General features: G+C 63.4%; 24 protein-coding genes and 1 pseudogene. 9 read left to right on the top strand and 16 right to left on the bottom strand.

Annotation, left to right across the window (positions count from 1 at the left end; all coding sequences use genetic code 11):
• Window positions 1–117 precede the first annotated feature (117 nt).
• From CFY91_RS01225 to dctM, 4 genes are all read left to right on the top strand, one after another.
• A complete protein-coding gene (locus CFY91_RS01225; RefSeq protein WP_093984514.1) occupies window positions 118–867 on the top strand; it encodes an NRDE family protein in 750 nt (249 codons plus the stop codon).
• A 276-nt stretch (window positions 868–1143) separates the two neighbouring features.
• Window positions 1144–2139 carry a C4-dicarboxylate TRAP substrate-binding protein DctP gene (gene dctP / locus CFY91_RS01220; RefSeq protein WP_093984513.1) on the top strand — a complete coding sequence of 332 codons (996 nt, stop codon included), beginning with the start codon at window positions 1144–1146 and terminating at the stop codon, window positions 2137–2139.
• 81 nt (window positions 2140–2220) lie between these two features.
• Entirely contained in the window at window positions 2221–2850 is a 630-nt protein-coding gene (locus CFY91_RS01215) for a TRAP transporter small permease (RefSeq protein WP_093984512.1), read from the top strand.
• Window positions 2847–4130, top strand: coding sequence for a C4-dicarboxylate TRAP transporter large permease protein DctM (dctM, locus tag CFY91_RS01210; protein WP_093984511.1), 1284 nt, complete (start codon window positions 2847–2849; stop codon window positions 4128–4130). Before CFY91_RS01215 ends, dctM begins: the two co-directional genes overlap by 4 nt.
• Before the next feature lie 70 nt (window positions 4131–4200).
• Here the strand turns inward: dctM and CFY91_RS01205 are convergent, their stop codons facing one another.
• The 4 genes from CFY91_RS01205 to CFY91_RS01190 form a co-directional block, all read right to left on the bottom strand.
• A complete protein-coding gene (locus tag CFY91_RS01205; RefSeq protein ID WP_371870507.1) occupies window positions 4201–5142 on the bottom strand; it encodes an SdiA-regulated domain-containing protein in 942 nt (313 codons plus the stop codon).
• Window positions 5143–5183: 41 nt separating this feature from the next.
• Window positions 5184–6080: an SdiA-regulated domain-containing protein gene (locus CFY91_RS01200; protein WP_093984510.1), complete on the bottom strand. Its 897-nt coding sequence runs from the start codon at window positions 6078–6080 to the stop codon at window positions 5184–5186.
• A gap of 75 nt (window positions 6081–6155) precedes the next feature.
• A complete protein-coding gene (locus tag CFY91_RS01195; RefSeq protein ID WP_093984509.1) occupies window positions 6156–6821 on the bottom strand; it encodes a fumarylacetoacetate hydrolase family protein in 666 nt (221 codons plus the stop codon).
• A gap of 153 nt (window positions 6822–6974) precedes the next feature.
• Window positions 6975–8369 carry an FAD-binding oxidoreductase gene (locus tag CFY91_RS01190; RefSeq protein ID WP_093984508.1) on the bottom strand — a complete coding sequence of 465 codons (1395 nt, stop codon included), beginning with the start codon at window positions 8367–8369 and terminating at the stop codon, window positions 6975–6977.
• A 187-nt stretch (window positions 8370–8556) separates the two neighbouring features.
• Here CFY91_RS01190 and serA point away from each other — a divergent pair, with 187 nt between their 5' ends.
• Window positions 8557–9786 carry a phosphoglycerate dehydrogenase gene (serA, locus tag CFY91_RS01185; protein ID WP_093984507.1) on the top strand — a complete coding sequence of 410 codons (1230 nt, stop codon included), beginning with the start codon at window positions 8557–8559 and terminating at the stop codon, window positions 9784–9786.
• Window positions 9787–9845: 59 nt separating this feature from the next.
• Here serA and CFY91_RS01180 read toward each other — a convergent pair whose 3' ends face one another.
• The 4 genes from CFY91_RS01180 to trxA all read right to left on the bottom strand — a co-directional run bounded on the left by CFY91_RS01180 (window position 9846) and on the right by trxA (window position 14284).
• Entirely contained in the window at window positions 9846–10817 is a 972-nt protein-coding gene (locus CFY91_RS01180) for a 2Fe-2S iron-sulfur cluster-binding protein (RefSeq protein WP_093984506.1), read from the bottom strand.
• A 37-nt stretch (window positions 10818–10854) separates the two neighbouring features.
• Window positions 10855–12321 (bottom strand): 4-hydroxy-3-polyprenylbenzoate decarboxylase, encoded by a 1467-nt coding sequence (ubiD, locus tag CFY91_RS01175; RefSeq protein ID WP_093984505.1) that lies wholly within the window; start codon window positions 12319–12321, stop codon window positions 10855–10857.
• A 149-nt stretch (window positions 12322–12470) separates the two neighbouring features.
• Window positions 12471–13730, bottom strand: coding sequence for a transcription termination factor Rho (gene rho / locus CFY91_RS01170; RefSeq protein ID WP_093984504.1), 1260 nt, complete (start codon window positions 13728–13730; stop codon window positions 12471–12473).
• A gap of 227 nt (window positions 13731–13957) precedes the next feature.
• Window positions 13958–14284 carry a thioredoxin TrxA gene (trxA, locus tag CFY91_RS01165; protein WP_093984503.1) on the bottom strand — a complete coding sequence of 109 codons (327 nt, stop codon included), beginning with the start codon at window positions 14282–14284 and terminating at the stop codon, window positions 13958–13960.
• Window positions 14285–14503: 219 nt separating this feature from the next.
• Between trxA and ppx the strand changes: the two genes are divergently transcribed.
• A complete protein-coding gene (gene ppx / locus CFY91_RS01160; RefSeq protein WP_093984502.1) occupies window positions 14504–16006 on the top strand; it encodes an exopolyphosphatase in 1503 nt (500 codons plus the stop codon).
• Here ppx and ppk1 read toward each other — a convergent pair whose 3' ends face one another.
• The gene (ppk1, locus tag CFY91_RS01155) at window positions 16007–18250 is read right to left on the bottom strand and encodes a polyphosphate kinase 1 (protein ID WP_371870508.1); all 2244 of its coding nucleotides are present in this window, start codon (window positions 18248–18250) and stop codon (window positions 16007–16009) included.
• 46 nt (window positions 18251–18296) lie between these two features.
• A complete protein-coding gene (gene hemB, locus CFY91_RS01150; RefSeq protein WP_093984501.1) occupies window positions 18297–19313 on the bottom strand; it encodes a porphobilinogen synthase in 1017 nt (338 codons plus the stop codon).
• Window positions 19314–19499: 186 nt separating this feature from the next.
• Here hemB and elbB point away from each other — a divergent pair, with 186 nt between their 5' ends.
• Complete coding sequence (elbB, locus tag CFY91_RS01145) at window positions 19500–20159, top strand: isoprenoid biosynthesis glyoxalase ElbB (RefSeq protein WP_093984500.1); 660 nt, start codon at window positions 19500–19502, stop codon at window positions 20157–20159.
• A gap of 39 nt (window positions 20160–20198) precedes the next feature.
• Window positions 20199–20669 carry a thioesterase family protein gene (locus CFY91_RS01140; protein WP_093984499.1) on the top strand — a complete coding sequence of 157 codons (471 nt, stop codon included), beginning with the start codon at window positions 20199–20201 and terminating at the stop codon, window positions 20667–20669.
• Window positions 20670–20721: 52 nt separating this feature from the next.
• Here the strand turns inward: CFY91_RS01140 and CFY91_RS01135 are convergent, their stop codons facing one another.
• The 5 genes from CFY91_RS01135 to CFY91_RS01115 are packed head-to-tail and all read right to left on the bottom strand — an operon-like array spanning window position 20722 to window position 25045.
• Window positions 20722–21174 (bottom strand): YaiI/YqxD family protein, encoded by a 453-nt coding sequence (locus tag CFY91_RS01135; protein WP_093984498.1) that lies wholly within the window; start codon window positions 21172–21174, stop codon window positions 20722–20724.
• Window positions 21174–21803, bottom strand: coding sequence for a LysE family transporter (locus tag CFY91_RS01130; protein WP_093984497.1), 630 nt, complete (start codon window positions 21801–21803; stop codon window positions 21174–21176). The genes CFY91_RS01135 and CFY91_RS01130 overlap by 1 nt, the downstream gene beginning before the upstream one ends.
• Before the next feature lie 18 nt (window positions 21804–21821).
• On the bottom strand, window positions 21822–22571 hold the full coding sequence (locus CFY91_RS01125) for a TerC family protein (RefSeq protein ID WP_093984496.1): 750 nt from the start codon (window positions 22569–22571) through the stop codon (window positions 21822–21824).
• 24 nt (window positions 22572–22595) lie between these two features.
• Window positions 22596–23135 carry a mechanosensitive ion channel family protein gene (locus CFY91_RS01120; RefSeq protein WP_093984495.1) on the bottom strand — a complete coding sequence of 180 codons (540 nt, stop codon included), beginning with the start codon at window positions 23133–23135 and terminating at the stop codon, window positions 22596–22598.
• Window positions 23135–25045, bottom strand: a complete 1911-nt coding sequence (locus tag CFY91_RS01115; RefSeq protein ID WP_093984494.1) for an ATP-binding cassette domain-containing protein — start codon at window positions 25043–25045, stop codon at window positions 23135–23137. Before CFY91_RS01115 ends, CFY91_RS01120 begins: the two co-directional genes overlap by 1 nt.
• Before the next feature lie 38 nt (window positions 25046–25083).
• Here CFY91_RS01115 and CFY91_RS01110 point away from each other — a divergent pair, with 38 nt between their 5' ends.
• Window positions 25084–25548: a TIGR02444 family protein gene (locus CFY91_RS01110; protein WP_093984493.1), complete on the top strand. Its 465-nt coding sequence runs from the start codon at window positions 25084–25086 to the stop codon at window positions 25546–25548.
• A gap of 7 nt (window positions 25549–25555) precedes the next feature.
• Here CFY91_RS01110 and CFY91_RS01105 read toward each other — a convergent pair.
• Window positions 25556–26197, bottom strand: a pseudogene (locus CFY91_RS01105) (AlgP family protein); the annotation flags it as partial.
• Window positions 26198–26239: the final 42 nt, after the last annotated feature.

Here is a 26239-nt window from a genome sequence, read left to right as displayed (position 1 = left end):
TGCTCGGCGGGCCGAGCTAAAGCTCGCTGCTCGGTCTGTGAATGGACAAGCTGCCCGGCCATCGCCTACTGTCGGCCATCAGCCGCGCCACCCGGCGCACTCGCCCGGAGCTCTACCATGTGCCTGCTGGCCTTTGCCTGGCGACCCGGCCAGCCCCAGCCCCTGCTGGTGCTGGCCAATCGCGACGAATTCTATGCCCGGCCCAGCCAGGCGCTGAGCGAATGGCCGGACAGCCCCGGGCTGTTCGCCGGCCGCGATCTGCAAGCCGGCGGCACCTGGCTGGGCGTTGACCGACGGGGACGCTTCGCGGCGCTGACCAACATCCGCGACCCGCGCCAGCCACCCGGCCAGCACTCGCGCGGCGCGCTGCCACGCGACTTCCTGCAGGGCGAACTGTCGATCACCGACTACCTGGCGCGCCTGCAGGCGCAACTGCCACGCTATGCCGGCTTCAACCTGCTGCTCGGCGACGGCCAGCAGCTTTGCCACCTCAACGCCCGTAGCGGCCAGGCGCGCGTCCTCGCACCCGGCCTGTACGCTCTGAGCAATGCCGACCTGGACAGCCCCTGGCCCAAGTTGCTGCGCCTGCGCCAGGGCCTGGCGGAGCACCTCGACGCCGATGACGAGCGCCTGCTGGAGCTGCTCGCCGACCGCCAGCCGGCCACGGACGCCGAACTGCCGGATACCGGCATCGGCCAGGCCAGCGAGCGCCTACTGTCGAGCATCTTCATCCACAGCGCACACTACGGCACACGCGCCAGCACCCTGCTGCGCCAGTTTGCCGATGGTCGCCAGCAACTGCGCGAGCGACGCTTTGGGCCACTGGGTCAGGCGCTGGGCGAAACGCGTCTGCACCTGCCTGGTTAGCCCCACCCAGCACGCTGGCGGATTTCCGCCAACCCACCCGGAGCAACTGGCGAAGATTCGCCAAGCGCTCACGCCACCACCCCGTCATGGCTCATGCAGAAAAGCCAATTTCCCGCACGTTAGCTGCAAATAGTCGCTTTTTATCTGCAAATAACTACCCGCCAACCTACTGGCACAGCCCTTGCTCTTGCTCTGCTGCCGCACCGTTGCACAGGTTCGGCACCGCCCCAGCCGCTGCGACCTGCCGGCACAATCACAACAAGAGGAAGCTCTCGCATGTTCAAGTTCTCTGCCAAGGCGCTGCTCTGCGCCCTGTCCCTCGGTGTTGCCGGCCTCGGCCAGGCCGCCGAATCCGCCCCCATCGTCATCAAGTTCTCCCACGTCGTCGCCGAACACACACCCAAGGGCCAGGGCGCCCTGCTGTTCAAGCAACTGGCCGAAGAGCGCCTGGGCGACAAGGTGCGCGTCGAGGTCTACCCGAACTCCTCGCTGTTCGGTGATGGCAAGGAAATAGAGGCGCTGCTGCTCGGCGACGTACAACTGATCGCCCCATCGCTGGCCAAATTCGAGCACTACACCAAGCAGATCCAGATCTTCGACCTGCCGTTCCTGTTCGACGACATGGCGGCCGTCGACCGCTTCCAGAAGAGCCCCGCCGGACAAAGCCTGCTGACCTCGATGAAGGATAAGAACATCACCGGTCTGGCCTACTGGCATAACGGTCTCAAGCAGCTGTCGGCCAACAAGCCGCTGCGTGAGCCCAAGGACGCGCGCGGCCTGAAGTTCCGCGTGCAGGCCTCGGCCGTGCTCGAAGAGCAGTTCAAGGCCGTACGCGCCAACCCGCGCAAGATGAGCTTCGCCGAGGTCTACCAGGGCCTGCAGACTGGCGTGGTCAACGGTGCCGAGAACCCCTACTCGAATATCTACAGCCAGAAGATGCACGAAGTGCAGAAGTACATCACCGAGTCCAACCACGGCCTGCTCGATTACATGGTGATTGCCAACAGTACCTTCTGGGACGGCCTGCCGGAGGACGTGCGTAACGAGCTGAAGCAGATCATGGCCGAGGTGACTGTCGAGGTGAACCGCCAGGCCGACGCACTCAACGAAGGCGACAAGCAGCGCATCCTCGCCGCCGGCAACACCGAAATCATCACCCTCAGCGCCGAGCAGCGCGCGCAATGGCGCAACGCCATGCAGCCGGTGTGGAAGAAATTCGAGGGCGAGATCGGTGCCGAACTGATCAAGGCGGCGCAGGACGCCAACCAGTAACACGCAGGCCTTGCGGCCAATCGACGGGGCAGGCCGAGTGCCGGCCTGCCCTGCCCGTCCCTGCATTGCGGAGAACCGACCATGAACGCCTTGCGGCGCGCCTGGGAGCACTTCGAGGAAGGCTTCATCGCCTTTCTCCTGGCGACCATGACGCTGATCACCTTCGCCTACGTGATCCTCAACAACTTCTACACCCTGTTCTACTGGCTGGGTGACTACTTTGGCGGCCATGAAGCGCTGCTGGCCATCGGCGATTTCATTCTCGACCTGGCGCAGGCCATGACCTGGAGCAACGCGCTGACCAAGGCCCTGTTTGGCTGGCTGATCTTCTTCGGCCTGGCCTATGGCGTACGCACCGCCGGACACATCGGCGTGGACGCGCTGGTCAAGCTGGCCCCGCGCGGCATACAGCGCTGCATCGGGGTGCTGGCCTGCCTGTGCTGCCTGGGCTATGCCGGGCTGATTGCCCTGGGCAGCTATGACTGGGTGCGCACCCTGTTTATCGCCGGCATCGGTGCCGAAGACCTTGGCCACTTTGGCGTCATGCAGTGGCAGATCGCGCTGATCGTGCCCTTCGGTTACGCCATGGTGTTTGTGCGCTTCTGCGAAATCCTCGTGCGCATCCTGCGTAACCAGCAGACCGGCCTGGGCCTGGCTGACGAAGCCGCCGATGCGTTGAAAATCAACGAGCACGAGGAGGCCAAGCCATGACCGTGCTGTTCTTGTTCCTCCTGCTGTTCCTGCTGATGTTCATCGGCGTGCCGATCGCTGCCTCCCTGGGGCTGGCCGGCTCGATCACCATCATGCTGTTCAGCCCCGACTCGGTCCGTTCGCTGGCCATCAAGCTGTTCGAAACCAGCGAGCACTACACCCTGCTGGCCATTCCATTCTTCCTGCTGTCTGGTGCCTTCATGACCACTGGCGGCGTGGCCAAGCGCCTGATCGACTTCGCCAACGCCTGTGTCGGACATATCCGTGGCGGCCTGGCGATTGGCGCGGTGCTGGCCTGCATGCTGTTCGCCGCCCTGTCCGGCTCATCGCCGGCCACCGTGGCCGCGGTGGGCTCGATTGCCATCGCCGGCATGGTGCGTTCCGGTTATCCGCAGGCGTTCGGCGCCGGCATCGTCTGCAATGCCGGCACCCTGGGCATTCTCATCCCGCCATCGATCGTCATGGTGGTGTACGCCGCCGCCACCGAGCAGTCGGTGGGCAAGCTGTTCATGGCCGGAGTCATTCCCGGAGTCCTGCTCGGTGTGGCACTGATGCTGGCGATCTATATCGTCGCCCGGGTCAAGAAGCTGCCGGCACTGCCGCGTGCCACCCTGCGCGAATGGCTGAGCGCAGCACGCAAGGCGATCTGGGGCTTGCTGCTGATGGTGATCATCCTCGGCGGCATCTACACCGGCATGTTCACCCCCACCGAAGCAGCCGCCGTGGCGGCGGTCTATGCCGCCTTCGTAGCCATTTTCGTCTACAAGGACATGCGCCTGCGGGAAACCCCGCGCGTGCTGCTGGAGTCCGGCAAGCTGACCATCATGCTGATGTTCATCATCGCCAACGCCATGCTGTTCGCCCACGTGCTGACCACCGAGCAGATCCCCCAGCAAATCACCGCCTGGGTCGTCGAACTGGGCCTGCAGCCCTGGCAGTTCCTGCTGGTGGTGAACATCGTGCTGCTGCTGGCCGGCGCATTCATGGAACCGTCGGCGATCATCCTGATCCTCGCGCCGATCCTGTTCCCCATCGCCGTGCAGCTGGGCATCGACCCCATCCACCTGGGCATCATCATGGTGGTGAACATGGAAATCGGCCTGATTACCCCGCCCGTGGGGCTCAACCTGTTCGTCACCTCGGCCGTCACCGGCATGCCCCTGACCTCGGTGATTCGCGCCGCCTGGCCATGGCTGATGCTGCTGCTCAGCTTCCTGCTGATCATCACCTACATTCCCGCGGTGTCCCTGGGCCTGCCCGCGCTGCTGGGTATGAACTGAAGCCACGCGTCGCGCGTGCGACGCTGTTCTCCAGCCCGGCCATGTGCCGGGCTTTTTTATCCCAGGCGCCTCAGTTTGCCGTAGCCTGCTCAGGCTTGCTGAAGCGGTAGAACAGGTTGGGTTCGCTGACCAGATACAAGTTGCCCTGCTCGTCGCTGGCCAGCCCCTCGGCCTGCGGCACACTGCGCTGCAGACCATGACGGCCGCGCAACAGGGACAGACTACTGACCGGCTTGCCCTGGCTATCCAACTCAAGAATCAGCCGCGACTCGTCCGACAGCACCAGCAGGTGCCCGGTACTACGGTCATGATCAAGACTCGACAGGTCGCGCAGGAACAGCCCGGCATCGCGGTGCGGGTCACTGTTGACCTCCAGGCTCAGCGGCAACTCACGCTGCACATGGGGAAAACCGACGATTTCGAAGATCCGCACCGGATCACGCTCCTTGGCTACCCACAGGCGCTCGCTGCTACTGTTCCAGGCCAGCCCCTCGAAGCCCTTGTTGCCGTTGCGCCCCAACCCCAGCGCCAGCTGTTGCAGGCCGTTGGCATCGAGCAGGCGGGTATGTTCATCGATAAATACCTTGACCAGGCGCTGCTCACGCTCATCGGCAATCACGAAAATACCCGGCTGGATGTACTCGATGGCTTCCGGATCACCAAAGCCACGTAACTCGATAATCCGTTTGAGCTGGCCATCCAGGCTCAGTTCAACCACCCGCGCCGGCTTGTTGGTCACGCTGAACAGGCTACGCCGCTGCGGATCGTAGGTCAGCGCCGACAGGTCGCTGAGCCCTGCTACCGGCTGCGCCTCGATAACCACCTGATAGTCACCCAGCCACAGCGAACGCTCCCGCCACTGCGCGGCATTGCGCCACTCCTGCACACTGAACCAGGCCCGCTCGAACAACCGGTAATGCTGGGCAAGCCCCACCAGCAGCAGGCTCAGACCGAGCAGAACGACAAGGCGAATCGGCTTGTTCATGGTGGGGTAGAGCTCCAGGCTGGTCATCCGCCAAGCGTTATAGCGGACGCAGCTGAAGCGAAACTGAATCAGCGCTTGCGCAGCACATAGAACAGGTTTGGCTCACTGACCAGGTAGATGGTGCCGTCCTCGTCCATGGCCACACCTTCGGCCTGGCCAATGCTGAACTTCAAGCCGCGCTGCCCGCCCAGCAAGCTGATGAAGCTGACCGGCTGTCCCGCGGCGTCGAGCTCCAGCAGCAGACGCGACTCGTCGGACAACACCAGGGTGTGGCCGGTACGCAGGTCGTAGGTCAGCGATGACAGATCACGCACGAACAGATGCCCACCACGCAACGGCTGCAAGGCCCCGGGCGCACCGTCCTCACCTGGAAAGGGCAGGCTGAACAGGCCCAGTGGCTCACGCTCCTTGGCCAACAGCAGGCTTTGCGTACGCGGATTCCAGGCCATGCCCTCGAAGCCCTTGTTGCCAGCCGAAGCAAAGCCCAGGTCATAGCCCGGCCAGTCGGCAGCATCAATTTCCCGGGTGGCGGCGGATAGCTCGAAGACCACCAGCTGGCGCCGCCGTTCATCGACGATGCCCAGGCGATTGGCACCCAGCACCTCGACCGCTTCCGGGTCGGCAAAGCCGCGCAACCTAATACGGCGCAGCACATCACCCTGGCGGGACAGTTCGACCAGCAGCGGATTACGTCCGGTCACGGTGAACAGGGTGCCGGTAGCCGGATGATAGGTCAGCCCCGAGGTCTCATCCTCCTCCAGGCCCTGCAACGGTTTGCCATCGATTACCGCATGGTAATCCGGCAACCAGATCGCGGCAGCCCGCTCGGCCGGGGTACTGCGCTGCTGCTGCAGCCAAAACAGGCCACGGTCATCCCAGTGCATGTAGCCGGCCAGTGCCGTACCACCCAGCAACGACAACAGCAGCAGCAAACGCCCGCGATAGCGACGTAATACAGGAAACATCCAACCACCCGTTCAGGCTACAGAGCGTTTCAGACCCACCGGGAGAGGCGCTGGTTCCCTGGCACTACGCAACACCTAGCGGACGCGACAGGTAAATCCACTGAGCCCGGGCAACTCAATGTGCAGTTGCTCGCCACTGTGTAACGGGCCAACCCCGGCCGGCGTGCCGGTGGACACCACGTCGCCGGCTTGCAGGCTGAAGTGAGCAGCGATGTGCTGGATCAGCGGGATAATCGGGTTGAGCATGTCGCGACTGTTGCCGTCCTGGCGTAGCTGACCATCGACGGACAAACGAATGCCGATGTCCGTGACATCCTCCACGGCATCGGCCGCCACGAAGGGTGCCAGCACGTAGGCGCCGTCGAAGCTCTTGGCCAGCTCCCAGGGCAGGCCCTTTTCCTTCAGTTTGGCCTGTACGTCACGCAGGGTCAGGTCCAGTGCCGGGGCATAGCCGGAGATGGCATCACGCACCTCTTCTTCGCTCGGCTTTTTCGACAGTGGCTTGCCGATCAGCACGGCGATCTCCGCCTCGAAGTGCACGGCGCCGCGCTCCTGCGGGATGGCAAAGCTGCCCTCCATGGGTACGGTGCAACTGCCCGGCTTGATGAACAGCAGCGGCTCGCTGGGGATCGGGTTGTTCAGCTCGGCGGCATGCTCGGCGTAATTGCGCCCGACACAGACCACCTTGCCCAGCGGAAAGTGGATCGGCGTGCCGTCGGTGTAGTGGTGCTGGTAGCTCATTGCGGCTTCTCCATTACTGGGAGCTGTTTAAAGCGTCGCGAGCGAAGGCCAGGCTAGGCGGCGTAAGCGGGAAAAAGCGCAGTTGGCTGTAGCCAATGAGCATTTTTCCCGGTTGCGCCAACAACGCCTGGTGCGCGCAAGCCCGCAGCAGCTTTAAACCGGGAAGATCTTGCCGGGGTTCATGATGCCGTTCGGATCGAACACCGCCTTGACCGCCTTCATGTAGGCGATTTCCGCCTCGGAACGGCTGTAGTGCAGGTAGTCGCGCTTGGTCATGCCCACGCCGTGCTCGGCGCTGATCGAGCCGTTGTACTTCTCCACGGTCTCGAACACCCACTTATTGACCGTCGCGCACTTGGCGAAGAACTCGTCCTTGGACAGGCTCTCCGGCTTGAGAATGTTCAGGTGCAGGTTGCCGTCGCCGATATGGCCGAACCACACCACTTCGAAGTCCGGGTAGTTTTCCTCAACGATGCGGTCGATATCGTGGAGGAACGCCGGCACCTTGCTCACGGTGACCGAAATGTCGTTCTTGTACGGCGTCCAGTGGCTGATGGTTTCCGAGATGTACTCGCGCAGCTTCCACAGGTTCTGCAGCTGCTGCTCGCTCTGGCTCATCACGCCATCCAGTACCCAGCCCTGCTCGACGCAGTACTCGAAGGTTTCCAGGGCCTGGTTGGCCACTTCCTCGGTGGTCGCCTCGAACTCCAGCAGGGCATAGAACGGGCAGTCGGTCTCAAAAGCCGGCGGCACATCGCCGCGCGCCAGCACCTTGGCCAGGGCTTTGTCGGAGAAGAACTCGAAGGCGGTCAGGTCGAGCTTGCCCTGGAAGGCATGCAGCACCGGCATGATCGAATCGAAGTCCGGGGTACCGAGCACCATGGCAGTGAGGTTCTTCGGCGCCCGCTCCAGACGCATGGTCGCCTCGACAACAAAACCCAGGGTGCCTTCAGCGCCGATAAACAGCTGGCGCATGTCGTAGCCGGTAGCGTTCTTGATCAGGTCGCGGTTCAGTTCCAGCAGGTCGCCAGTGCCGGTGACGACCTTGAGGCCGGCCACCCAGTTGCGGGTCATGCCGTAGCGGATCACCTTGATCCCGCCGGCATTGGTGCCGATGTTGCCGCCAATCTGGCTGGAACCGCTGGAAGCAAAGTCCACCGGGTAGTACAGACCCTTGTCCTCGGCGAACTGCTGCAACTGCTTGGTCACCACGCCTGGCTGGCAGACCACCGTACGGTCGTACTCGTTGAAGGCGAGGATCTGGTTCATGTAGTCGAAGGACACCACCACTTCACCGTTGGCTGCCACCGCGCCGGCAGACAGCCCGGTACGCCCACCGGACGGCACCAGGGCGACCTTGTGCTGGTTGGCCCAGCGCACGATGGCCTGCACCTGCTCGATGCTCTTGGGAAACACGATGGCCAGCGGCGCCGGCGCGAAGTGCTTGGTCCAGTCCTTGCCATAAGCCTGCAGGGAATCGGTGTCGGTCAGCACCTTGCCCGGTTCAACCAGGCTCTTCAGCGCTTCGATCAGGGCGTTGTCGGTCATCTAGGGAACTCTCAAAGGATTCATGGTCACCCTGAGCACGCTTCATCGGCCAAGGCTGGGTATTTCGGAGGGCTCCTATGCTAGCATACGCCCCCCGCGAATCACGCCAGCAGGCCGATATCGGCGGGTCGCAGACGCCTGCCAGCGCCTGCCCAGACTCACTTCCAGCGCGACCACAGGTATCCCGATGAGCAAGACCTCTCTCGACAAGAGCAAGATCAAGTTCCTTCTCCTCGAAGGCGTACACCAGAACGCCGTCGACACCCTGAAGGCGGCCGGTTACAGCAACATCGAGTACCTCAAGGGCGCGCTGTCCGGTGACGAACTGAAAGAAAAGATCGCCGATGCCCATTTCATCGGTATCCGTTCGCGCACTCAGCTGACCGCCGAGGTCTTCGACTGCGCCAAGAAGCTGGTTGCGGTGGGCTGCTTCTGCATCGGCACCAACCAGGTTGACCTGAATGCGGCTCGCGAGCGTGGCATCGCGGTATTCAACGCGCCCTACTCGAACACCCGTTCGGTAGCCGAGCTGGTGCTGGGCCAGGCCATCCTGCTGCTGCGCGGCATCCCCGAGAAGAACGCCTCCTGCCACCGTGGCGGCTGGATCAAGTCGGCGGCCAACTCCTTCGAAATCCGCGGCAAGAAGCTGGGCATCGTCGGCTACGGCTCCATCGGCACCCAGCTCTCGGTACTCGCCGAAGCGCTGGGCATGCAGGTGTTCTTCTACGACGTAGTCACCAAGCTGCCGCTGGGCAACGCCACGCAGATCGGCAACCTGTATGACCTGCTGGGCATGTGCGACATCGTTTCCCTGCACGTACCGGAACTGCCGTCCACCCAGTGGATGATCGGCGAGAAGGAAATCCGCGCCATGAAGAAGGGCGGCATCCTGATCAACGCCGCCCGCGGCACCGTGGTCGAACTGGACCACCTGGCCGCCGCGATCAAGGACGAGCACCTGATCGGTGCGGCCATCGACGTGTTCCCGGTCGAGCCGAAGTCCAACGACGAAGAGTTCGAAAGCCCGCTGCGCGGCCTGGACCGGGTGATCCTCACCCCGCACATCGGCGGCTCCACCGCCGAAGCGCAGGCCAACATCGGCCTGGAAGTCGCCGAGAAGCTGGTCAAGTACAGTGACAACGGCACCTCGGTGTCCTCGGTCAACTTCCCCGAAGTGGCCCTGCCGTCGCACCCGGGCAAGCACCGCCTGCTGCACATCCACCAGAACATCCCTGGCGTGATGAGCGAGATCAACAAGGTGTTCGCCGACAACGGCATCAACATCTGCGGGCAGTTCCTGCAGACCAACGAGAAGGTCGGCTACGTGGTGATCGACGTGGACAAGGAATACTCCGACCTGGCGCTGGAGAAGCTGCAGCACGTCAACGGCACCATCCGCAGTCGCGTGCTGTTCTAACAGCCGTTGCCGCAACGAAAAAGGGAGGCCCGCAGGCCTCCCTTTTTTATGCCCGCTGCTCAGTCGCGGGGCGCATAGTCGAAGACATCAGCCTGCATCTGCTCACGCTGCATACCCGCCGCCAGCAGCGCATCGAGGGTCGCATAGACCATGCCGGGCGAGCCACTGGCATAGACCTGCAAGCCACGAAAGTCTGCAAAGTCGGCGCACACCGTCTCGTGCAGCAAACCCTGGCGCCCCGCCCAGGCGGGATCGTCACTCACCACCTGATGCACGCGCACCTGACCACTGGCCTGCCACGCCGCCAACGCCGGCAGCGCATAGAAATCCGTCGCCTGACGCACGCCCCAATACAGATGAATGGGCTGCGTCCAGCCCTCGGCCAGGCTATGCGCCACCAGGCTGTGCATTTGCGCCAGGCCGGTGCCCGCGGCAATCAGCAACAGTCCCGCAGGGGCTGGCTCGCGCAGCTGCACGCTGCCCATCGGCAACTGTACGGACACCGTACCCTGCTGCTGGAGCTGGGCGAGCAGCTGCCGGGTGCTCTCTTCGCGCACCAGAATGTGCAACTCCAGTTCACGCCCCTGATGCGGCGCCGAGGCGATCGAGAAAGCCGCCATGTCACCATCGGCGCGCTCGACCAGCAGATACTGCCCGGCGTGGTAGCGCAGCGGCTTGCCTGCCGGCGCCCGCAACTGCACACGGTAGACATCGCCACCCAGTGGCTCGCAACCCAGCACCTGGCAGGCCAGGCGACGCACCGGCAACTCCCCGGGTGCCAAGACGCCCTCCCAGTGCAGGACACAATCTTCTTCGGGTACCGCCAGGCAGGAAAACACTTCGCCCTGCTCCAGCGACTGCCCGGCTTGGCGAATACGCCCATTGACCAGCAGGGCCGCGCAAATCCGGCAATTGCCGTTGCGGCAGCTTTGCGGACACTCGACACCCTGACGCCGGGCGGCGTCGAGGATGCGTTCGCCCTGTTCGACCTGGAAAACCAGGCCGGAGGGCTGGAGGGTTACTTTAAGCACTGTCTAGAACTCTTCTTACAACGCGTGGCGTATGACTTCAGTCTAGGCCCAGCTCGGCCCACAGCGCGTCCACACGCTGTACGGTAGCCGCATCACGCTCGATGCAGCGCCCCCACTCGCGACTGGTTTCGCCAGGCCATTTATGGGTGGCATCCAGGCCCATCTTGCTGCCCAGGCCGGAGACCGGCGAAGCGAAGTCCAGGTAGTCGATCGGCGTGTTGTCGATCATCACCGTGTCGCGCTTGGGGTCCATGCGCGTGGTGATGGCCCAGATCACGTCGTTCCAGTCGCGGGCATTGATGTCGTCGTCGGTGACGATGACGAACTTGGTGTACATGAACTGGCGCAGGAAGCTCCACACGCCGAGCATCACCCGCTTGGCATGCCCCGGGTACTGCTTCTTGATGGTCACCACCGCCATGCGGTACGAGCAGCCTTCGGGCGGCAGGTAGAAGTCGGTGATCTCCGGGAACTGCTTCTGCAGGATCGGCACGAACACTTCGTTCAACGCCACGCCGAGGATCGCCGGCTCATCCGGCGGCCGCCCGGTGTAGGTGCTGTGGTAGATCGGCTTGCGCCGCTGAGTGATGCGCTCGACGGTAAACACCGGGAAGGTATCGACCTCGTTGTAGTAGCCAGTGTGATCGCCATAGGGGCCTTCCGGCGCGGCCTCGCCCGGATAGATATGCCCTTCCAGGACGATCTCGGCACTGGCCGGCACCTGCAGGTCGGAGCCGATGGCCTTGACCAGCTCGGTCTTGTGGCCGCGCAAGAGACCGGCGAAAGCGTACTCGGAGAGGGTATCCGGCACTGGCGTCACAGCACCGAGAATGGTCGCCGGATCGGCACCCAGCGCCACGCACACCGGGTAGGGCTTGCCGGGAAACTTCTCGCACCAGTCGCGGAAATCCAGGGCGCCGCCGCGATGACTGAGCCAGCGCATGATCACCTTGTTGCGACCGATCACCTGCTGGCGGTAGATGCCAAGGTTCTGCCGCTCCTTGTGCGGACCCTTGGTGATGGTCAGTCCCCAGGTGATCAACGGCGCCACATCGCCCGGCCAGCAGTGCTGGATCGGCAGCTGGCCCAAGTCGACATCGTCGCCTTCGATGATTTCTTCATGGCAGGGCGCATCCTTGAGCACCTTCGGCCCCATGGCCAGGACCTTCTTGAAGATCGGCAGCTTGCTCCAGGCGTCCTTCAGGCCCTTGGGCGGCTCGGGCTCCTTGAGAAAGGCCAGCAGCTTGCCGATTTCACGCAGCTCGGAGACATCCTCGGCGCCCATGCCCAGCGCCACGCGCTTGGGCGTGCCGAACAGGTTGCCCAGCACCGGAGTGGAGAACCCGGTGGGGTTTTCGAACAGTAGCGCCGGGCCGCCCTTGCGCAGGGTGCGGTCGCAGATTTCGGTCATTTCCAGCACCGGCGAAACCGGCACGGCAATACGCTTGAGTTCACCGCGCTGTTCCAGACCGCGGATAAAGTCGCGAAGGTCGCGATACTGCATGCTTGAGCCTCTCGGGGGGCGCGCAAAAAGGCCTGACGTTAGCGCCAAAGGCCTGAAGTTTAGCGCCGAAGTCGGCTATTCAGAAGAAGGCAGACATGACAAGGCCGGGTTGCCCCGGCCTTGCTGGGTGAAGCGGGCAACCCTGAGGATTACTTGCGCTTCATCGACAAGAAGAACTCGTCGTTGGTCTTGGTGTCCTTGAGCTTGTCGAGGAGGAACTCAATGGCGGCAATTTCGTCCATTGGATGGAGGATCTTGCGCAGAATCCACATGCGCGACAGCTCTTCCTCGCCGGTCAGCAACTCCTCACGACGAGTACCCGACTTGTTGATATTGATGGCCGGGAACACACGCTTCTCGGAAACACGGCGATCAAGGATCAACTCCATGTTGCCGGTGCCCTTGAATTCCTCGTAGATCACTTCGTCCATCTTCGAGCCGGTTTCCACCAGCGCGGTGGCGAGGATGGTCAGCGAACCCCCTTCCTCGATGTTGCGCGCGGCACCGAAGAAACGCTTGGGTTTCTCCAGGGCATGCGCGTCGACACCACCGGTCAGCACCTTGCCGGAACTCGGGATCACCGTGTTGTAGGCACGCGCCAGGCGGGTGATCGAGTCGAGCAGGATGACCACGTCCTTCTTGTGCTCGACCAGGCGCTTGGCCTTCTCGATGACCATCTCGGCAACCTGCACGTGACGGGTCGGCGGCTCGTCGAAGGTCGAAGCCACTACTTCGCCGCGCACGGTGCGCTGCATCTCGGTCACTTCTTCCGGGCGCTCGTCGATCAGCAGGACGATCAGATGGCAGTCAGGGTTGTTGCGCGTGATGTTGCTGGCAATGTTCTGCAGCATGATGGTCTTGCCCGCTTTCGGCGGGGCGACAATCAGGCCGCGCTGACCCTTGCCGATCGGAGCGCACAGGTCGATCACGCGGCCGGTGAGGTCTTCCTTGGAGCCGTTGCCGGCTTCCATGGTCAGGCGCTCGTTGGGGAACAGCGGCGTGAGGTTCTCGAAGAGAATCTTGTTCTTGGCGTTTTCCGGACGATCAAAGTTGATCGAGTCGACCTTGAGCAGGGCGAAGTAACGCTCGCCTTCCTTGGGCGGACGGATCTTGCCGACGATGGTGTCACCGGTACGCAGGTTGAAGCGGCGGATCTGGCTGGGCGAGACATAAATATCGTCCGGGCCGGCCAGGTAGGAGGAGTCCGCGGAACGCAGGAAGCCGAAGCCATCCTGGAGGATCTCCAGCACACCGTCGCCGGAGATCTCTTCACCGCTTTTCGCGTGCTTCTTGAGCAGGGCGAAGATGATGTCCTGCTTGCGCGAACGGGCCATGTTTTCCAGACCCATCTGGTCGGCCATGTCCAGCAGTTCGGCAATCGGCTTTTGCTTGAGTTCGGTCAGATTCATAGGAATGACGTAGGTAGGGGCATTAAGCGTTGGGCTTGGACAGCCGTGGCCGGAAAGAGGGCGACAGGATCGCGATGCTTACGGAAGGAATGCGTCGGCGACGGCTTACGGGAACCGCAGCGAGAAGTGCGGCTGTCCGGAATGTAGCATCCTGTAAAGGAATGCGTCCAGCCTGAGCTGGAAAAAAGCCGCAATGAACTTGCGGCTTTAGGCGAAACCCCTGCGAATTACAGGTTGGCGTCGAGGAAAGCGGCCAGCTGCGACTTGGACAGCGCACCGACCTTGGTCGCTTCGACATTGCCATTCTTGAACAGCATCAGGGTCGGGATACCGCGCACACCAAACTTCGGCGGGGTAGCCTGGTTCTCATCGATGTTCAGCTTGCACACCTTGAGACGGCCCTGATAGTCCTTGGCGATTTCATCCAGGACCGGCGCAATCATCTTGCACGGGCCACACCATTCGGCCCAGTAGTCGACCAGCACCGGGCAATCTGCATTGATCACATCGGCCTCGAAACTGGCGTCACTGACGTTGGTGATGAAGTCGCTCATGGATAGTCTCCGTGGTCGGAAGCAATAAAAGTGGTCGCTATCATAGCCGTCATTGCCAGGCACCGAAAGCGCCTCTGTCAGCCACCCTACAGCGCCGGCCATGACGCCCCGCGTCGCTGGCAAGTAGGCATTTGGTCGCAGTGGCTGTCATATTTCTTTGATTGGCGAGGCTGCCCGTGCGTGGCACGATGGTAGCCAAGTTCCGAGGAAAGTCTCCTGATGCCGCATACCCCAGCCAGCAATTTCCCGTTGATCGCCGCCATTGACCTGGGTTCCAACAGCTTCCACATGGTCATGGCCACGGTCACCCATGGCGAGCTGCGCATCCGCGAACGCCTGGGCGAGAAGGTACAACTGGCCGCCGGCATCGATGAACAGCGCCTGCTCAGCGAAGACGCCATGCAGCGCGGGCTGGACTGCCTGCGCCGCTTCGCCCAACTGACCTGCAACCTGCCCGAAGGCGCCGTTCGCGTGGTCGGCACCAACGCGCTGCGCGAGGCGCGCAACCGCGGCGAATTCATTCGTCGTGCCGAAGCGATACTTGGCCACCCGGTGGAGGTCATCTCCGGCCGCGAGGAAGCCCGCCTGATCTACCTGGGCGTATCGCACAGCATCGCCGACACACCGGGCAACCGCCTGGTCGCCGACATTGGCGGCGGCAGTACCGAGTTCATCATCGGCCAGCGTTTCGAGCCACTGATTCGTGAAAGCCTGCAAATGGGCTGCGTCAGCTATACCCAGCGCTATTTCCGGGACGGCAAGATCACCCCGGCACGCTACGCCCAGGCCTACACGGCAGCCCGCCTGGAACTGATGGGCATCGAACATGCCCTGCGGCGCATCGGCTGGCAGGACAGCGTAGGCGCCTCCGGCACCATCAAGGCGGTCGGCCTGGCCACCCAGGCGGCCGGACTGAGCAACGCCGAAGTCACTCTGGAAGGGCTGGCCTGGCTCAAGCGCAAGTTATTCAAGATAGGTGAAACCGAGAAGCTCGACATCGACGGCATCAAGCCGGATCGGCGCAGCATCTTCCCGGCCGGCCTGGCCATCCTGGAAGCCATCTTCGACGCTCTGGAACTGCAGCGCATGAGCCATTCCGAAGGTGCGCTACGCGAAGGCGTGCTCTACGACCTGATTGGTCGCCACCACCACGAAGATGTCCGCGAACGCACCCTCAGCGCCCTGCAGGAGCGCTACCACGTCGACCTGGAGCAGGCCGCGCGCGTTGAAAGCAAGGCCCTGGAAGCCCTGGAGCAGGTACGTCAGGCCTGGCAGCTCGATGACGAGTGGCACCGCGACTTGCTGGTATGGGCCGCGCGGGTTCACGAGATCGGCCTGGATATTGCCCACTACCAGTACCACAAGCATGGTGCCTACCTGATCGAACACTCCGACCTGGCCGGCTTCTCACGCCAGGATCAGCAAATGCTCGCTCTGCTGGTGCGCGGCCATCGCCGCAACATTCCACGCGACAAGCTGGCCGAGTTCGGCGACGAGGCGATCAAGCTGGTGCGCCTCTGCGTACTGCTGCGCTTTGCCATCCTGTTCCACCACATCCGTGGCCATCAGGAGATGCCCAAGGTGGAATTGCAGGTGACCAGCAGCAGCCTGGAAGTGCACTTCCCCAGCGGCTGGCTGGAAGCCAACCCGCTGACCCAGGCCGATTTCGCTCAGGAAGCCGAGTGGCTCAAACGCATCGACCTGGAGCTCAAGGTCAGCTGATCAACGCACGCTGACCAGCGGGCTGCCGAGCCGCTCCAGCAGGCTCTGCTGGGCGTTGCGCGGGTTCTGGTTGCCGGTGGGCTGCAGGCGCGAGTAGGTACCATCACTGTTCAGCAGCCAGGCCTGGGTGTTGTCGGTCAGGTAGCTTTCCAACTCCTTCTTGACCCGCGTGATCAACTTCTTGCCTTCCACCGGGAAACAGGTCTCGACCCGCTTGTCGAGGTTGCGCTCCATCCAGTCGGCGCTGGACAGGTAGAGCTTCTCCTCGCCGTCGTTGAGGAAGTAGAAAACCCGCGTGTGCTCCAGGAAGCGGCCGATGATCGAACGCACCTGGATATTGTGCGACACCCCGGGCACCCCCGGACGCAGGCAGCACATGCCGCGCACCACCAGATCGATACGCACCCCGCACTGGCTGGCCTTGTACAGTGCGCGAATGATCTTCGGATCGGTCAGCGAGTTGAACTTGGCGATGATATGCGCCGCCTTGCCTTCCTGAGCCAGCGCGGTTTCCCGAGCGATCAGGTCAAGCAGGGTCTTCTTCAGAGTAAAGGGCGCATGCAGCAACTTCTTCATGCGCAGGGTCTTGCCCATGCCGATCAGCTGGCTGAACAGCTTGGCAACGTCCTCGCACAGCGCATCATCGGAGGTCAGCAGGCTGTAGTCGGTGTACAGCCGAGCATTACCGGCGTGGTAATTGCCAGTCCCCAGATGCGCGTAACGAGTGATCTCACCGTTCTCACGGCGCAGGATGAGCATCATCTTGGCGTGAGTCTTGAACCCCACCACGCCGTAGATCACCACCGCACCGGCCGCCTGCAGGCGGCTGGCCAGGGCCAGGTTGGATTCCTCATCGAAGCGCGCACGCAGTTCGATCACTGCCGTGACTTCTTTACCATTGCGCGCCGCCTCGACCAGCGCGTCGACAATCTCCGAGTTGGCCCCGGAGCGATACAGGGTCTGCTTGATGGCCAGCACATGGGGGTCCTTAGCCGCCTGACGCAGCAGATCGACCACCGGCGTGAAGGACTCGAACGGGTGCAGCAACAGCACGTCCTGCTTGCTGACCACCGAGAAAATGTTCTCGCTGCTTTGCAGCATCTTCGGAATGGTCGGCGTGAACGGCTTGTACTGCAGCTCGGGATGGCTATCCAGGCCGGTGATGCTGAACAGGCGGGTCAGGTTGACCGGCCCGTTGACCTGATACAGCTCGTTCTCGCCCAGGCCGAACTGCTTGAGCAGGTAGTCGGTCAGGTGGCGCGGGCAGTTGTCGGCCACTTCCAGGCGCACCGCATCGCCGTAGCGGCGGGCGAACAGCTCGCCGCGCAGCGCACGCGCCAGGTCCTCGACATCCTCGGCGTCCACCGCCAGGTCGGCGTTACGGGTCAGGCGGAACTGGTAGCAGCCCTTGACCTTCATGCCCTGGAACAGGTCATCGGCATGCGCGTGGATCATCGACGACAGAAACACGAAGTTGTCGCCCGCGCCGCCCACCTCGGCCGGCACGCGAATCACCCGCGGCAGCAGGCGCGGCGCCGGGATGATGGCCAGGCCGGAGTCGCGCCCGAAGGCATCCACCCCTTCCAGCTCGACAATGAAGTTGAGGCTCTTGTTGACCAGCAAGGGAAACGGGTGGGTGGGATCGAGGCCGATGGGGGTAATGATCGGCGCGATCTCGTCGCGGAAATAACGACGCACCCAGGCCTTGAGCTTGGTGTTCCAGTGCCGGCGACGAATGAAGTTGATCTGGTGCTTGGCCAGCTCGGGCAACAGGATGTCGTTGAGGATGGCGTACTGGCGATGCACCTGTTCGTGGGCCAGTTCGCTGATCCGCGCCAGCGCCTGGTGCGGCTGCAGGCCATCGGCCCCCGCCTGCTCGCGGGCAAAGGTGATCTGCTTCTTCAGGCCGGCCACGCGGATCTCGAAGAACTCGTCGAGGTTGCTGGAAAAGATCAGCAGGAACTTCAAGCGCTCCAGCAGCGGGTAGGACTCGTCCAGCGCCTGCTCCAGCACGCGGATGTTGAACTTGAGCTGGGAGATTTCACGATGGATGTACAGGCCGCTGTCATCCAGCCCGGGGATCACCGGCACGGGTTCGCTGACTACGGCAACCTCCTGCGGCGCAGGCGTCAGCAGCTCGGCCTCGGCGACGGCCGGTTCAGTGGACGACGGTGGGGTTTCGAGCGGTTCGGCACTGTTCATCGCAAGGCAAGTCCTGTGTGGGGCCGGGCCCCTTGTTGTCATGGGCGGCGGCGCAGCCGTCACGGGCTGCGCCTTGCAGCACGCGACTTCAGGCGTCCGTCTGACGCAAAAGTTCCGCAGCACGCACCGCAAAGTATGTGAGTATGCCATCGGCGCCAGCGCGCTTGCAGGCCAGCAGCGACTCGAGAATCACCGCTTCGGACAGCCAGCCGTTCTGGATGGCAGCCATGTGCATGGCGTATTCGCCACTCACCTGATAAACGAACGTCGGCGCCTGGTAGGCTTCCTTGACCCGCCAGAGAATGTCCAGGTAGGGCATGCCCGGCTTGACCATCACCATGTCGGCACCTTCGGCCAGGTCGGCAGCCACTTCATGCAGGGCTTCGTTACCGTTGGCCGGGTCCATCTGGTAGGTAGCCTTGTTGCCCTTGCCGAGGTTGGCCGCCGAACCCACCGCATCGCGGAACGGTCCGTAATAGGCGCTGGCGTACTTGGCCGAGTAGGCCATGATGCGCACATTGGGGAAATCGGCCAGCTCCAGCGCCTCGCGAATCGCCTGGATACGCCCGTCCATCATGTCCGAAGGCGCCACCACCTGGGCACCGGCTTCGGCATGCGACAGCGCCTGCTTGACCAGCGCGTCCACCGTGACGTCATTGAGCACATAGCCCTGTTCGTCGAGGATGCCGTCCTGGCCATGGGTCGTGAAGGGGTCCAGGGCCACGTCGCTCATCACCCCCAGCTCGGGGAAGCGCGCACGCAGGGCGCGGATCGCGCGCTGGGCGATACCCTCGGGATTCCAGGCTTCCTCGGCGAGCAGCGACTTCTTGTCCAGCGGGGTTACCGGGAACAGCGCCAGCATGGGAATACCCAGCTCGACCCAGCGCTCGGCTTCCTGCAGCAGCAGGTCGATGGACAGCCGCTCGACGCCCGGCATCGAGGGCACCGCTTCACGGCGGTTCTCACCGTCGAGGACAAACACCGGCAGGATCAGGTCATTGCAGGTCAGCACGTTCTCGCGTACCAGGCGGCGCGAGAACTCATCACGACGATTGCGACGCAGGCGGGTGGCAGGAAACAGGCGATTGGCGGGAGTAATGCTCACAACAGGCTCCAGAACCCGCGAGGCGGGCGAGTTTGACGGTTATACCGGGGCATTATGACCAATTGGTGACAGGCGTGACCTGATCAGGAACAACTCAACAGCCGACCGCCTCGTGCAAGGCTCGACGCTGGCCAGCGCAGGGAGTAAAACAGCGGGGTTCATCATGCCTTTGCTGAGGAGCCTAGCATGCACAAGAAAGTCGCCGTGATTCTCTCCGGCTGCGGCGTCTATGACGGCGCGGAAATCCATGAAAGCGTGATCACCCTGCTGCGCCTCGATCAACGCGGCGCGCAGGTACAGTGCTTTGCGCCCAACGTGCCGCAACTGCACGTGGTCGACCACTACAGTGGCGACGAAATGGACCAGCAGCGTAACGTCCTGGTGGAAGCCGCACGCATTGCCCGCGGCAACATCAAGGATGTCCGCGAACTGCACGTTGGCGAGTTCGATGCGCTGATCATGCCCGGCGGCTTTGGCGTGGCGAAGAACCTCTCGGACTTTGCCATCAGCGGCGTGCATTGCCAGGTACAGGCCGATGTACAGGCGGCCGTGCAGGCCTTTGCCAAGGCCGGCAAGCCGGTCGGCCTGATCTGCATCGCCCCGGCGCTGACCGCCAAACTGTTCGGCCCGGGTGTCACCTGTACCATCGGCAACGACCATGACACCGCCGCGGCCATCGCCCAGATGGGCGCCGTGCACCAGGAGTGCCCGGTCGACGAGATCGTCGAGGACAGCACGCACAAGCTGGTCAGCACCCCGGCCTACATGCTCGCCCAGTCGATCAGCCAGGCCGCCGCCGGCATCAACAAGCTGGTCGACCGCGTACTGGAACTCACCCAGCAGTAAGGCAGCGCCGCCTGCGGGCCGTGCAGACAGGAGAGCAGCATGACCCAGAATCACTTTGTGCTGACCGAGGACATCCAGCAGGCGGTGCGGGCCTTCTTCACCCGCATCCCGTTCAACCAGTTCCTCGATATCGAGATCGACGAACTGAGCCTGGAACGGGTGACCATGCACCTGCCGATGAAGCCCGAGCTGATCGGCAACTACGTGCAAGGCATCCTGCATGGTGGCGTCATCGCCACGCTGCTGGATGTCACCGGCGGTGCCATGGCGCTGATTGGCGCCATGGACCGGCACCAGCACCTGAGCACTCATGAGCGCATGAGCAAGCTGGCCAAGCTCGGCACCATTGACCTGCGCGTCGACTACCTGCGCCCCGGTCGCGGCCAGCGTTTCACCGCCTGCGCCAGCCTGCTGCGCTCGGGCAACAAGGTCGCCGTGGTGCGCAGCGAACTATTCAACGAGGAAGGTTTGTTGGTCGCCGTAGGCACCGGAACCTACCTGTGCGGCTAAGCCGTGCAGCGCGTCGCGCGTGGCACGACGCCAGGCAGCACCGTGCTATTCGCTAGCGGCGACTCAGGCGGGTGAGCAGGCGATCCAGCGCATTGGCAAAAGCCTGGCGGTCCTTGTCGCTATAACTGGCCTGACCACCCCCCACCTGCCCCTGCTCACGCAACTCGGTGAACAGATTGCGCGTGGCCAGCTTGTCGGCCATGTTGCGCTCGTCGAACTCACGGCCCCGCGGATCGAGCGCCGCCACCCCCTTCTTCACCAGCCGCGCAGCCAGCGGAATATCGCTGCAGATCACCAGCTCACCGGGGGCGGCATGCTCCACCAGGTAGTCATCCGCCGCATCGGGGCCACTCGGCACCACCACCAGCTTCACGCAGGCAAAGTTCGGCCGGGCTACCGCCTGGCCAGCCACCAGCACCACCTCCAGGCCGCGCTTGAGGGCAAACTTCACCAACTGATCGCGGGCCAGCCGCGGACAGGCATCGGCATCGATCCAGACACGCATCAGGCGGCGCGCCGCACACTGGCCAGCAGGCCGGCGGCGCCCATGAACAGTGCGCCGAAGCTGCGGTTGAGCAGGCGCTGCTGGCGGGGTGAGCGCAGGCTGCGCAGTACCCGGGCCGCCAGGCCGGTGTAGCCGGCCATGACGACCAGGTCCACCAGCACCATGGTCAGGGCCATGGCCAGGTATTGCCCCAGCAGCGGTTGGCGCGGATCGAGAAACTGCGGCAACACGGCGAGAATGAAAACGATGGCCTTGGGGTTGCTGGCATTGACCAGGAAGCCCCGCAACATCAAGCTCAGCGGCCGACCCAACGGCCGCTCAGACGCCCCTTCGTCGAGCGGTTCGGGCGCCGCGCACCACTGCCGCCAGCCCAGGTAGAGCAGATATGCCACGCCAAACCACTTGATGACCGCAAAGGCCAGCTCCGAAGTCGCCAGCACCGCACCCAGGCCTGCCGCGACGATGCCGATCTGCATCAGCAGGGCCAGCTGCAGGCCAATGGCATTCCAGTAGCCACGCCAGAAGCCATAGCGCAAGCCAGCCGACATCGAGGCGACAGCGCCGGCCCCCGGCGACAGGCTGATCAGCCAACAGGCCACGAAGAATGCCAACCAGGTTTCCAGGGTCATGGATTGCCTCCTTGTCGGTTACGGCAGGTTCTTGTGCAGCTGGACCGGCTGCGTGCGACGCTCACGACGCACGCGCATGCGGATGTTCAGAGTCTCCACCGCCAGCGAGAACGCCATGGCAAAGTAGATGTAGCCCTTGGGCACATGCACTTCGAACGCTTCAGCGACCAGCATGGTGCCCACCACCATGAGGAACGACAGGGCCAGCATCTTCAGGCTCGGGTGCTTGTCGATGAACTCGCTGATGGTACTGGCCGAGAGCATCATCACCACGACCGAGATGACAATCGCCGCCACCATCACCGGCACATTCTGCACCAGGCCTACCGCAGTGATCACCGAGTCGAGGGAGAACACGATATCGATCACTGCAATCTGCAGGATGATGCCCATGAAACCATAGCTACGCGGCGTACTGCCTGATTCATCAGCGGCCCCTTCCAGGCTATGGCCGATCTCCAGCGTACTCTTGAACAACAGGAACAGGCCGCCACCGAGCAGAATCAGGTCGCGCCCGGAGATACCCTGTTCGAACACCTGGAACAGGTCGCTGGTCAACTGCATGACCCAGGTAATCGACAGCAGCAGGAGGATGCGCGTGCCCATCGCCAAAGCCAGGCCGAAGAATCGCGCGCGTGGCTGCTGGGCAACCGGCAGGCGGGAAACCAGGATGGAGATAAAGATGATGTTGTCGATGCCCAAGACAATTTCCAGAGCAGTCAGGGTGAAGAACGCCACCCAGATTTCCGGATTGCTCAACCACTCCATAACACAGGACTCCTAGGTAGCCGCTCAACGCCAGCGGCGCACGGACTTTTGAAAAAACATACTGTTGGGAACCTGCAGAAGCGCGCCGGCATGCTCGTCGCTGACATCCTCCAGGGTGGTGTAGAACAGGTTGATGGCATGCACCCGGCCCTTCACTCCAGGCTTGTCGGCTGTCTCGATGATCTCCACCAGATCCCCCAGGCGAAACGGTCCAAGGGCGAAGATCAGCAAGGCACAAAACATATTGGAGAGCACGCTCCAGATGGCGAAGAAGGCTACGGCAGCTACCGCGGCAAAGCCGGTCAGGGCAGCCCACAGCACACTGGCCGACACACCCAGACGCTCCAGCACCAGCATCAGTGCACTGCCGATCACCAACCAGCGCAACAGCCCGCGCAACAGCAGCAATACCTCGCGAGGCACCAGGCTGTAGCGATCGCCCAGGCGACTGATCGCACGCACCAGCAAACCTTGCAGCAGCCAGGCCAGCAAGAGGATCAGCAGTACCTGCCCGGCCACCAATAACGGCTCGCGCCACTCATGCAGTACGCCAAGGTAATCCATCAGAGACTGTCCTCCAGTTGCTGCTGGAGCTGTTCCAGATGCTCCAGGGCATTCAGCCAGGCCTCTTCCAACTGCGCCTCGCGGCTCTTCAGGCGGCTTTGCTCGGCGAGCCGCTCACGCAGTTCATCCTTGCGCGCGGTTTCGTAGAGGCTGCTATCCGCCAACTGGGCTTCAACGACGGCCAGTTGCTCATGCAGCTGGCCAAGTTCCTGTTCCAGCTTGTCGGCCTGCTTGCGATGCGGCGCCAGCTGCTGGCGAAGTGCCGCCGCAGCCTGGCGCTGCGCGCGCTTGTCGGTTTTGTCGGCAGCCGGCGCGCTCGTCTGCGGCGCCTGCTGGCGGGCCCGGTAATCGACCAGCCAGCGGCTATAGTCGTCGAGGTCGCCGGCAAAGGGTTGCACGCGGCCATCCGCCACCAGCAGGAACTCATCGGTGGTGCTCTTGAGCAGGTGACGGTCGTGCGACACCACCAGTACCGCGCCGGCAAAGTCCTGCAGGGCCAGGGTCAGGGCCAGGCGCATTTCCAGATCGAGATGGTTGGTCGGCTCGTCGAGCAGCAGCAGGTTGGGGCGCTGCCAGGCGATCAAGGCCAGGGCCAGGCGGGCCTTCTCTCCCCCGGAAAAATTGACCACTGGCTCGTCGCAGCGCGCGCCACGGAAATCAAAACCACCGAGGAAGTCGCGCAGGGTCTGCTCACGCTCACCGCTGGCAATGCGCTGCAGGTGCAACAGCGGGCTAGCCTTGGCGTCCAGCCCGTCCAGCTGGTGCTGGGCGAAATAACCGATGGCCAGGTTCTCGCCACGCGCCAGGCGCCCCGCCAGCGGCGCCAGCTCACCCGCCAGGGTCTTGATCAGGGTCGACTTGCCCGCCCCATTGGGACCGAGCAGGCCAATGCGCGCGCCCGGCACCAGTTGCAGCTTGACCTGCTCCAGCACGCGCTGGCTGGCATAGCCCAGCACGCCCTCGGCCAGGTCAAGCAAGGGACTGGAAACCTTGAGCGCCTCGCGGAAACGGAAGTCGAACGGCGAGTCGACATGCGCCGGCGCCAGCTCTTCCAGGCGTTCCAGGGCCTTGATGCGGCTCTGTGCCTGGCGCGCCTTGCTGGCCTTGGCCTTGAAGCGGCGAATGAAGTCTTCCATGTGCGCACGCTGCGCCTGTTGCTTCTCGAAGGCCTGCTGCTGCTGGGCCAGTCGTTCGGCGCGGGTACGCTCGAACGCCGAGTAGCCACCCCGGTAGAGGGTCAGTTTTTGCTGTTCGAGATGCACCACGTGGTCGACCACCGCATCGAGGAAGTCACGGTCGTGGGAAATCAGCAGCAAGGTGCCCGGATAGCTCTTCAGCCAGTCTTCCAGCCAGAGGATCGCATCCAGATCGAGGTGGTTGGTCGGCTCGTCGAGCAGCAACAGGTCGGACGGGCACATCAGTGCCTGGGCCAGGTTCAGACGCATCCGCCAGCCACCGGAGAAGTCGCCCACCCGGCGTTCCATCTGCTCGTTACTGAACCCCAGTCCGGCCAGCAGCTTGCGCGCCCGGGCATCGGCACTGTAGCCCTGGGCATTGTCCAGCTCCACGTGCAGGCGGGCGATGGCCGCACCGTCGTGGGCCGCCTCGGCAACGCGCAGTGCCTGCTGGATCGCCCGCAACGCCACGTCACCATCGAGCACATAGTCGACGGCCAGACGCTCGAGGGTGTCGACCTCCTGGCGCATGTGCGCAATGCGCCAGTCGGGAGGCAACTGGCAGTCACCTCCGTCGGCAGCCAGCTCACCTCGCAGAAGGGCGAACAAGGAGGATTTACCAGCGCCATTGGCACCGATCAAACCGGCTTTGTGGCCGGCGTGCAATGTCAGCTCGGCACCTTCGAGAAGGCGCTGCGGGCCGCGTTGCAGGGTAAGATTTTGCAGTCTGATCATAAGGCGGCGGAGTTTAGCAGTTCGCCCGGGAGAACAGCATGCGTGATGCGTTGTGGGAGTTTGCCCTGAATCTCTATGCCTTGCCGGGAGTCGCTGATGACTGCCTGGTACTGCAGGCACAGGGCGAGGATGTCTGCCTGCTGCTGTGTCTGTGCTGGCTGGAACGACGCGGCATAGCCCGCAGCGCGCGCGCCGTAGAGCAACTGCGCGAGCTGGCCAGCCCCTGGCAAAACGAGGTGATCACGCCACTGCGCCTGCTGCGCCAGCAATGGCGTGACGCCGCACAGCGCGACGAACGACTGACGGCACTGCGCGACCAGCTCAAGCAGCTGGAACTGCACGCCGAGCAGACACTTTTGCAGCGCCTGCAGGCCGGCTGTGAGACATGGCCGGCAGGGCAGCCCGCCGCGTGGCTGACTGCCCTGCCAGTGCTGCAAAACACCAATAACAGGCCCCTGCTGCAGCGCCTGCAACAGGCCCTGCAGCAGACAGAGATCAGCTGACCTGCGCGGCGTCAGCGGCCTTGCTGGCAGGGACTGCCACCGGCTTGGCGGCTGGCTGACGAGTCGCCGGCTTACGGGCGGCTGCCGGCTTAGCGGCCACTGCTTTGCTGGTGCTCGGTTTGCGTGGCGCAGCTTGCCCAGCCGGGTTTTTACTGACCGTTTTGCTGGTCGATGCTGCAGGCCGGCGCGCCGTCTTGGGCTTGGCAGCGGGCTTAGCCGCGCTGGCCGACACCTGGCGGGCCGCCACTTCGCGGGCACCCAGCGCCTTGGCGGCGGCATCGCGCACCTTGCCGACGCCTTGTGCCAATTTGAGGCTATCCTCGGCATCGCGCTTGAGCTGGAGGATATAGTGACGGGTGTCGGCCTGGCGCTGCTGGAGGCTTTCCAGCAGCGTCTCCAACTCATCGATGGCGGCACGTGCCTTGCTCTGCGCTTTCTGCTTGCCGGCAGCCGCTGCGGCTTCCAGCTTGCCACGCGCATCATGCAGCTTGTCCTGGGCCTTGCCGCGCTGCTTCTCCAACTTGGCCAGCAGCTTCTCGGCATCCGCCTGGGCTGCACTGCAGGCATCCTGCAGGTGTTCCAGCAGGCTGTGGGAAAGCTGCTGCAGCAAATGCAGGGGGGTGGTTACCGGCTTTTTCTTCGATGACATGACGAGCCTCCTGGCTGACAAATGTGCCAGCCATACTAGCCA

It is taken from the genome of Pseudomonas fluvialis (genome assembly GCF_002234375.1).
Lineage (GTDB): Bacteria > Pseudomonadota > Gammaproteobacteria > Pseudomonadales > Pseudomonadaceae > Aquipseudomonas > Aquipseudomonas fluvialis.
The sequence above is the reverse complement of the archived record's forward strand: the minus strand, read 5'-3'. Positions and strand labels throughout refer to the sequence as shown.

Coding starts and splice junctions, on each gene's coding strand:
- CFY91_RS01225 (WP_093984514.1), top strand. CDS start 118: ATGTGCCTGCTGGCCTTTGCCTGGCGACCCGGCCAGCCCCAGCCCCTG.
- dctP (WP_093984513.1), top strand. CDS start 1,144: ATGTTCAAGTTCTCTGCCAAGGCGCTGCTCTGCGCCCTGTCCCTCGGT.
- CFY91_RS01215 (WP_093984512.1), top strand. CDS start 2,221: ATGAACGCCTTGCGGCGCGCCTGGGAGCACTTCGAGGAAGGCTTCATC.
- dctM (WP_093984511.1), top strand. CDS start 2,847: ATGACCGTGCTGTTCTTGTTCCTCCTGCTGTTCCTGCTGATGTTCATC.
- CFY91_RS01205 (WP_371870507.1), bottom strand. CDS start 5,142: ATGACCAGCCTGGAGCTCTACCCCACCATGAACAAGCCGATTCGCCTT.
- CFY91_RS01200 (WP_093984510.1), bottom strand. CDS start 6,080: ATGTTTCCTGTATTACGTCGCTATCGCGGGCGTTTGCTGCTGCTGTTG.
- CFY91_RS01195 (WP_093984509.1), bottom strand. CDS start 6,821: ATGAGCTACCAGCACCACTACACCGACGGCACGCCGATCCACTTTCCG.
- CFY91_RS01190 (WP_093984508.1), bottom strand. CDS start 8,369: ATGACCGACAACGCCCTGATCGAAGCGCTGAAGAGCCTGGTTGAACCG.
- serA (WP_093984507.1), top strand. CDS start 8,557: ATGAGCAAGACCTCTCTCGACAAGAGCAAGATCAAGTTCCTTCTCCTC.
- ubiD (WP_093984505.1), bottom strand. CDS start 12,321: ATGCAGTATCGCGACCTTCGCGACTTTATCCGCGGTCTGGAACAGCGC.
- rho (WP_093984504.1), bottom strand. CDS start 13,730: ATGAATCTGACCGAACTCAAGCAAAAGCCGATTGCCGAACTGCTGGAC.
- trxA (WP_093984503.1), bottom strand. CDS start 14,284: ATGAGCGACTTCATCACCAACGTCAGTGACGCCAGTTTCGAGGCCGAT.
- ppx (WP_093984502.1), top strand. CDS start 14,504: ATGCCGCATACCCCAGCCAGCAATTTCCCGTTGATCGCCGCCATTGAC.
- ppk1 (WP_371870508.1), bottom strand. CDS start 18,250: ATGACAACAAGGGGCCCGGCCCCACACAGGACTTGCCTTGCGATGAAC.
- elbB (WP_093984500.1), top strand. CDS start 19,500: ATGCACAAGAAAGTCGCCGTGATTCTCTCCGGCTGCGGCGTCTATGAC.
- CFY91_RS01140 (WP_093984499.1), top strand. CDS start 20,199: ATGACCCAGAATCACTTTGTGCTGACCGAGGACATCCAGCAGGCGGTG.
- CFY91_RS01135 (WP_093984498.1), bottom strand. CDS start 21,174: ATGCGTGTCTGGATCGATGCCGATGCCTGTCCGCGGCTGGCCCGCGAT.
- CFY91_RS01130 (WP_093984497.1), bottom strand. CDS start 21,803: ATGACCCTGGAAACCTGGTTGGCATTCTTCGTGGCCTGTTGGCTGATC.
- CFY91_RS01125 (WP_093984496.1), bottom strand. CDS start 22,571: ATGGAGTGGTTGAGCAATCCGGAAATCTGGGTGGCGTTCTTCACCCTG.
- CFY91_RS01120 (WP_093984495.1), bottom strand. CDS start 23,135: ATGGATTACCTTGGCGTACTGCATGAGTGGCGCGAGCCGTTATTGGTG.
- CFY91_RS01115 (WP_093984494.1), bottom strand. CDS start 25,045: ATGATCAGACTGCAAAATCTTACCCTGCAACGCGGCCCGCAGCGCCTT.
- CFY91_RS01110 (WP_093984493.1), top strand. CDS start 25,084: ATGCGTGATGCGTTGTGGGAGTTTGCCCTGAATCTCTATGCCTTGCCG.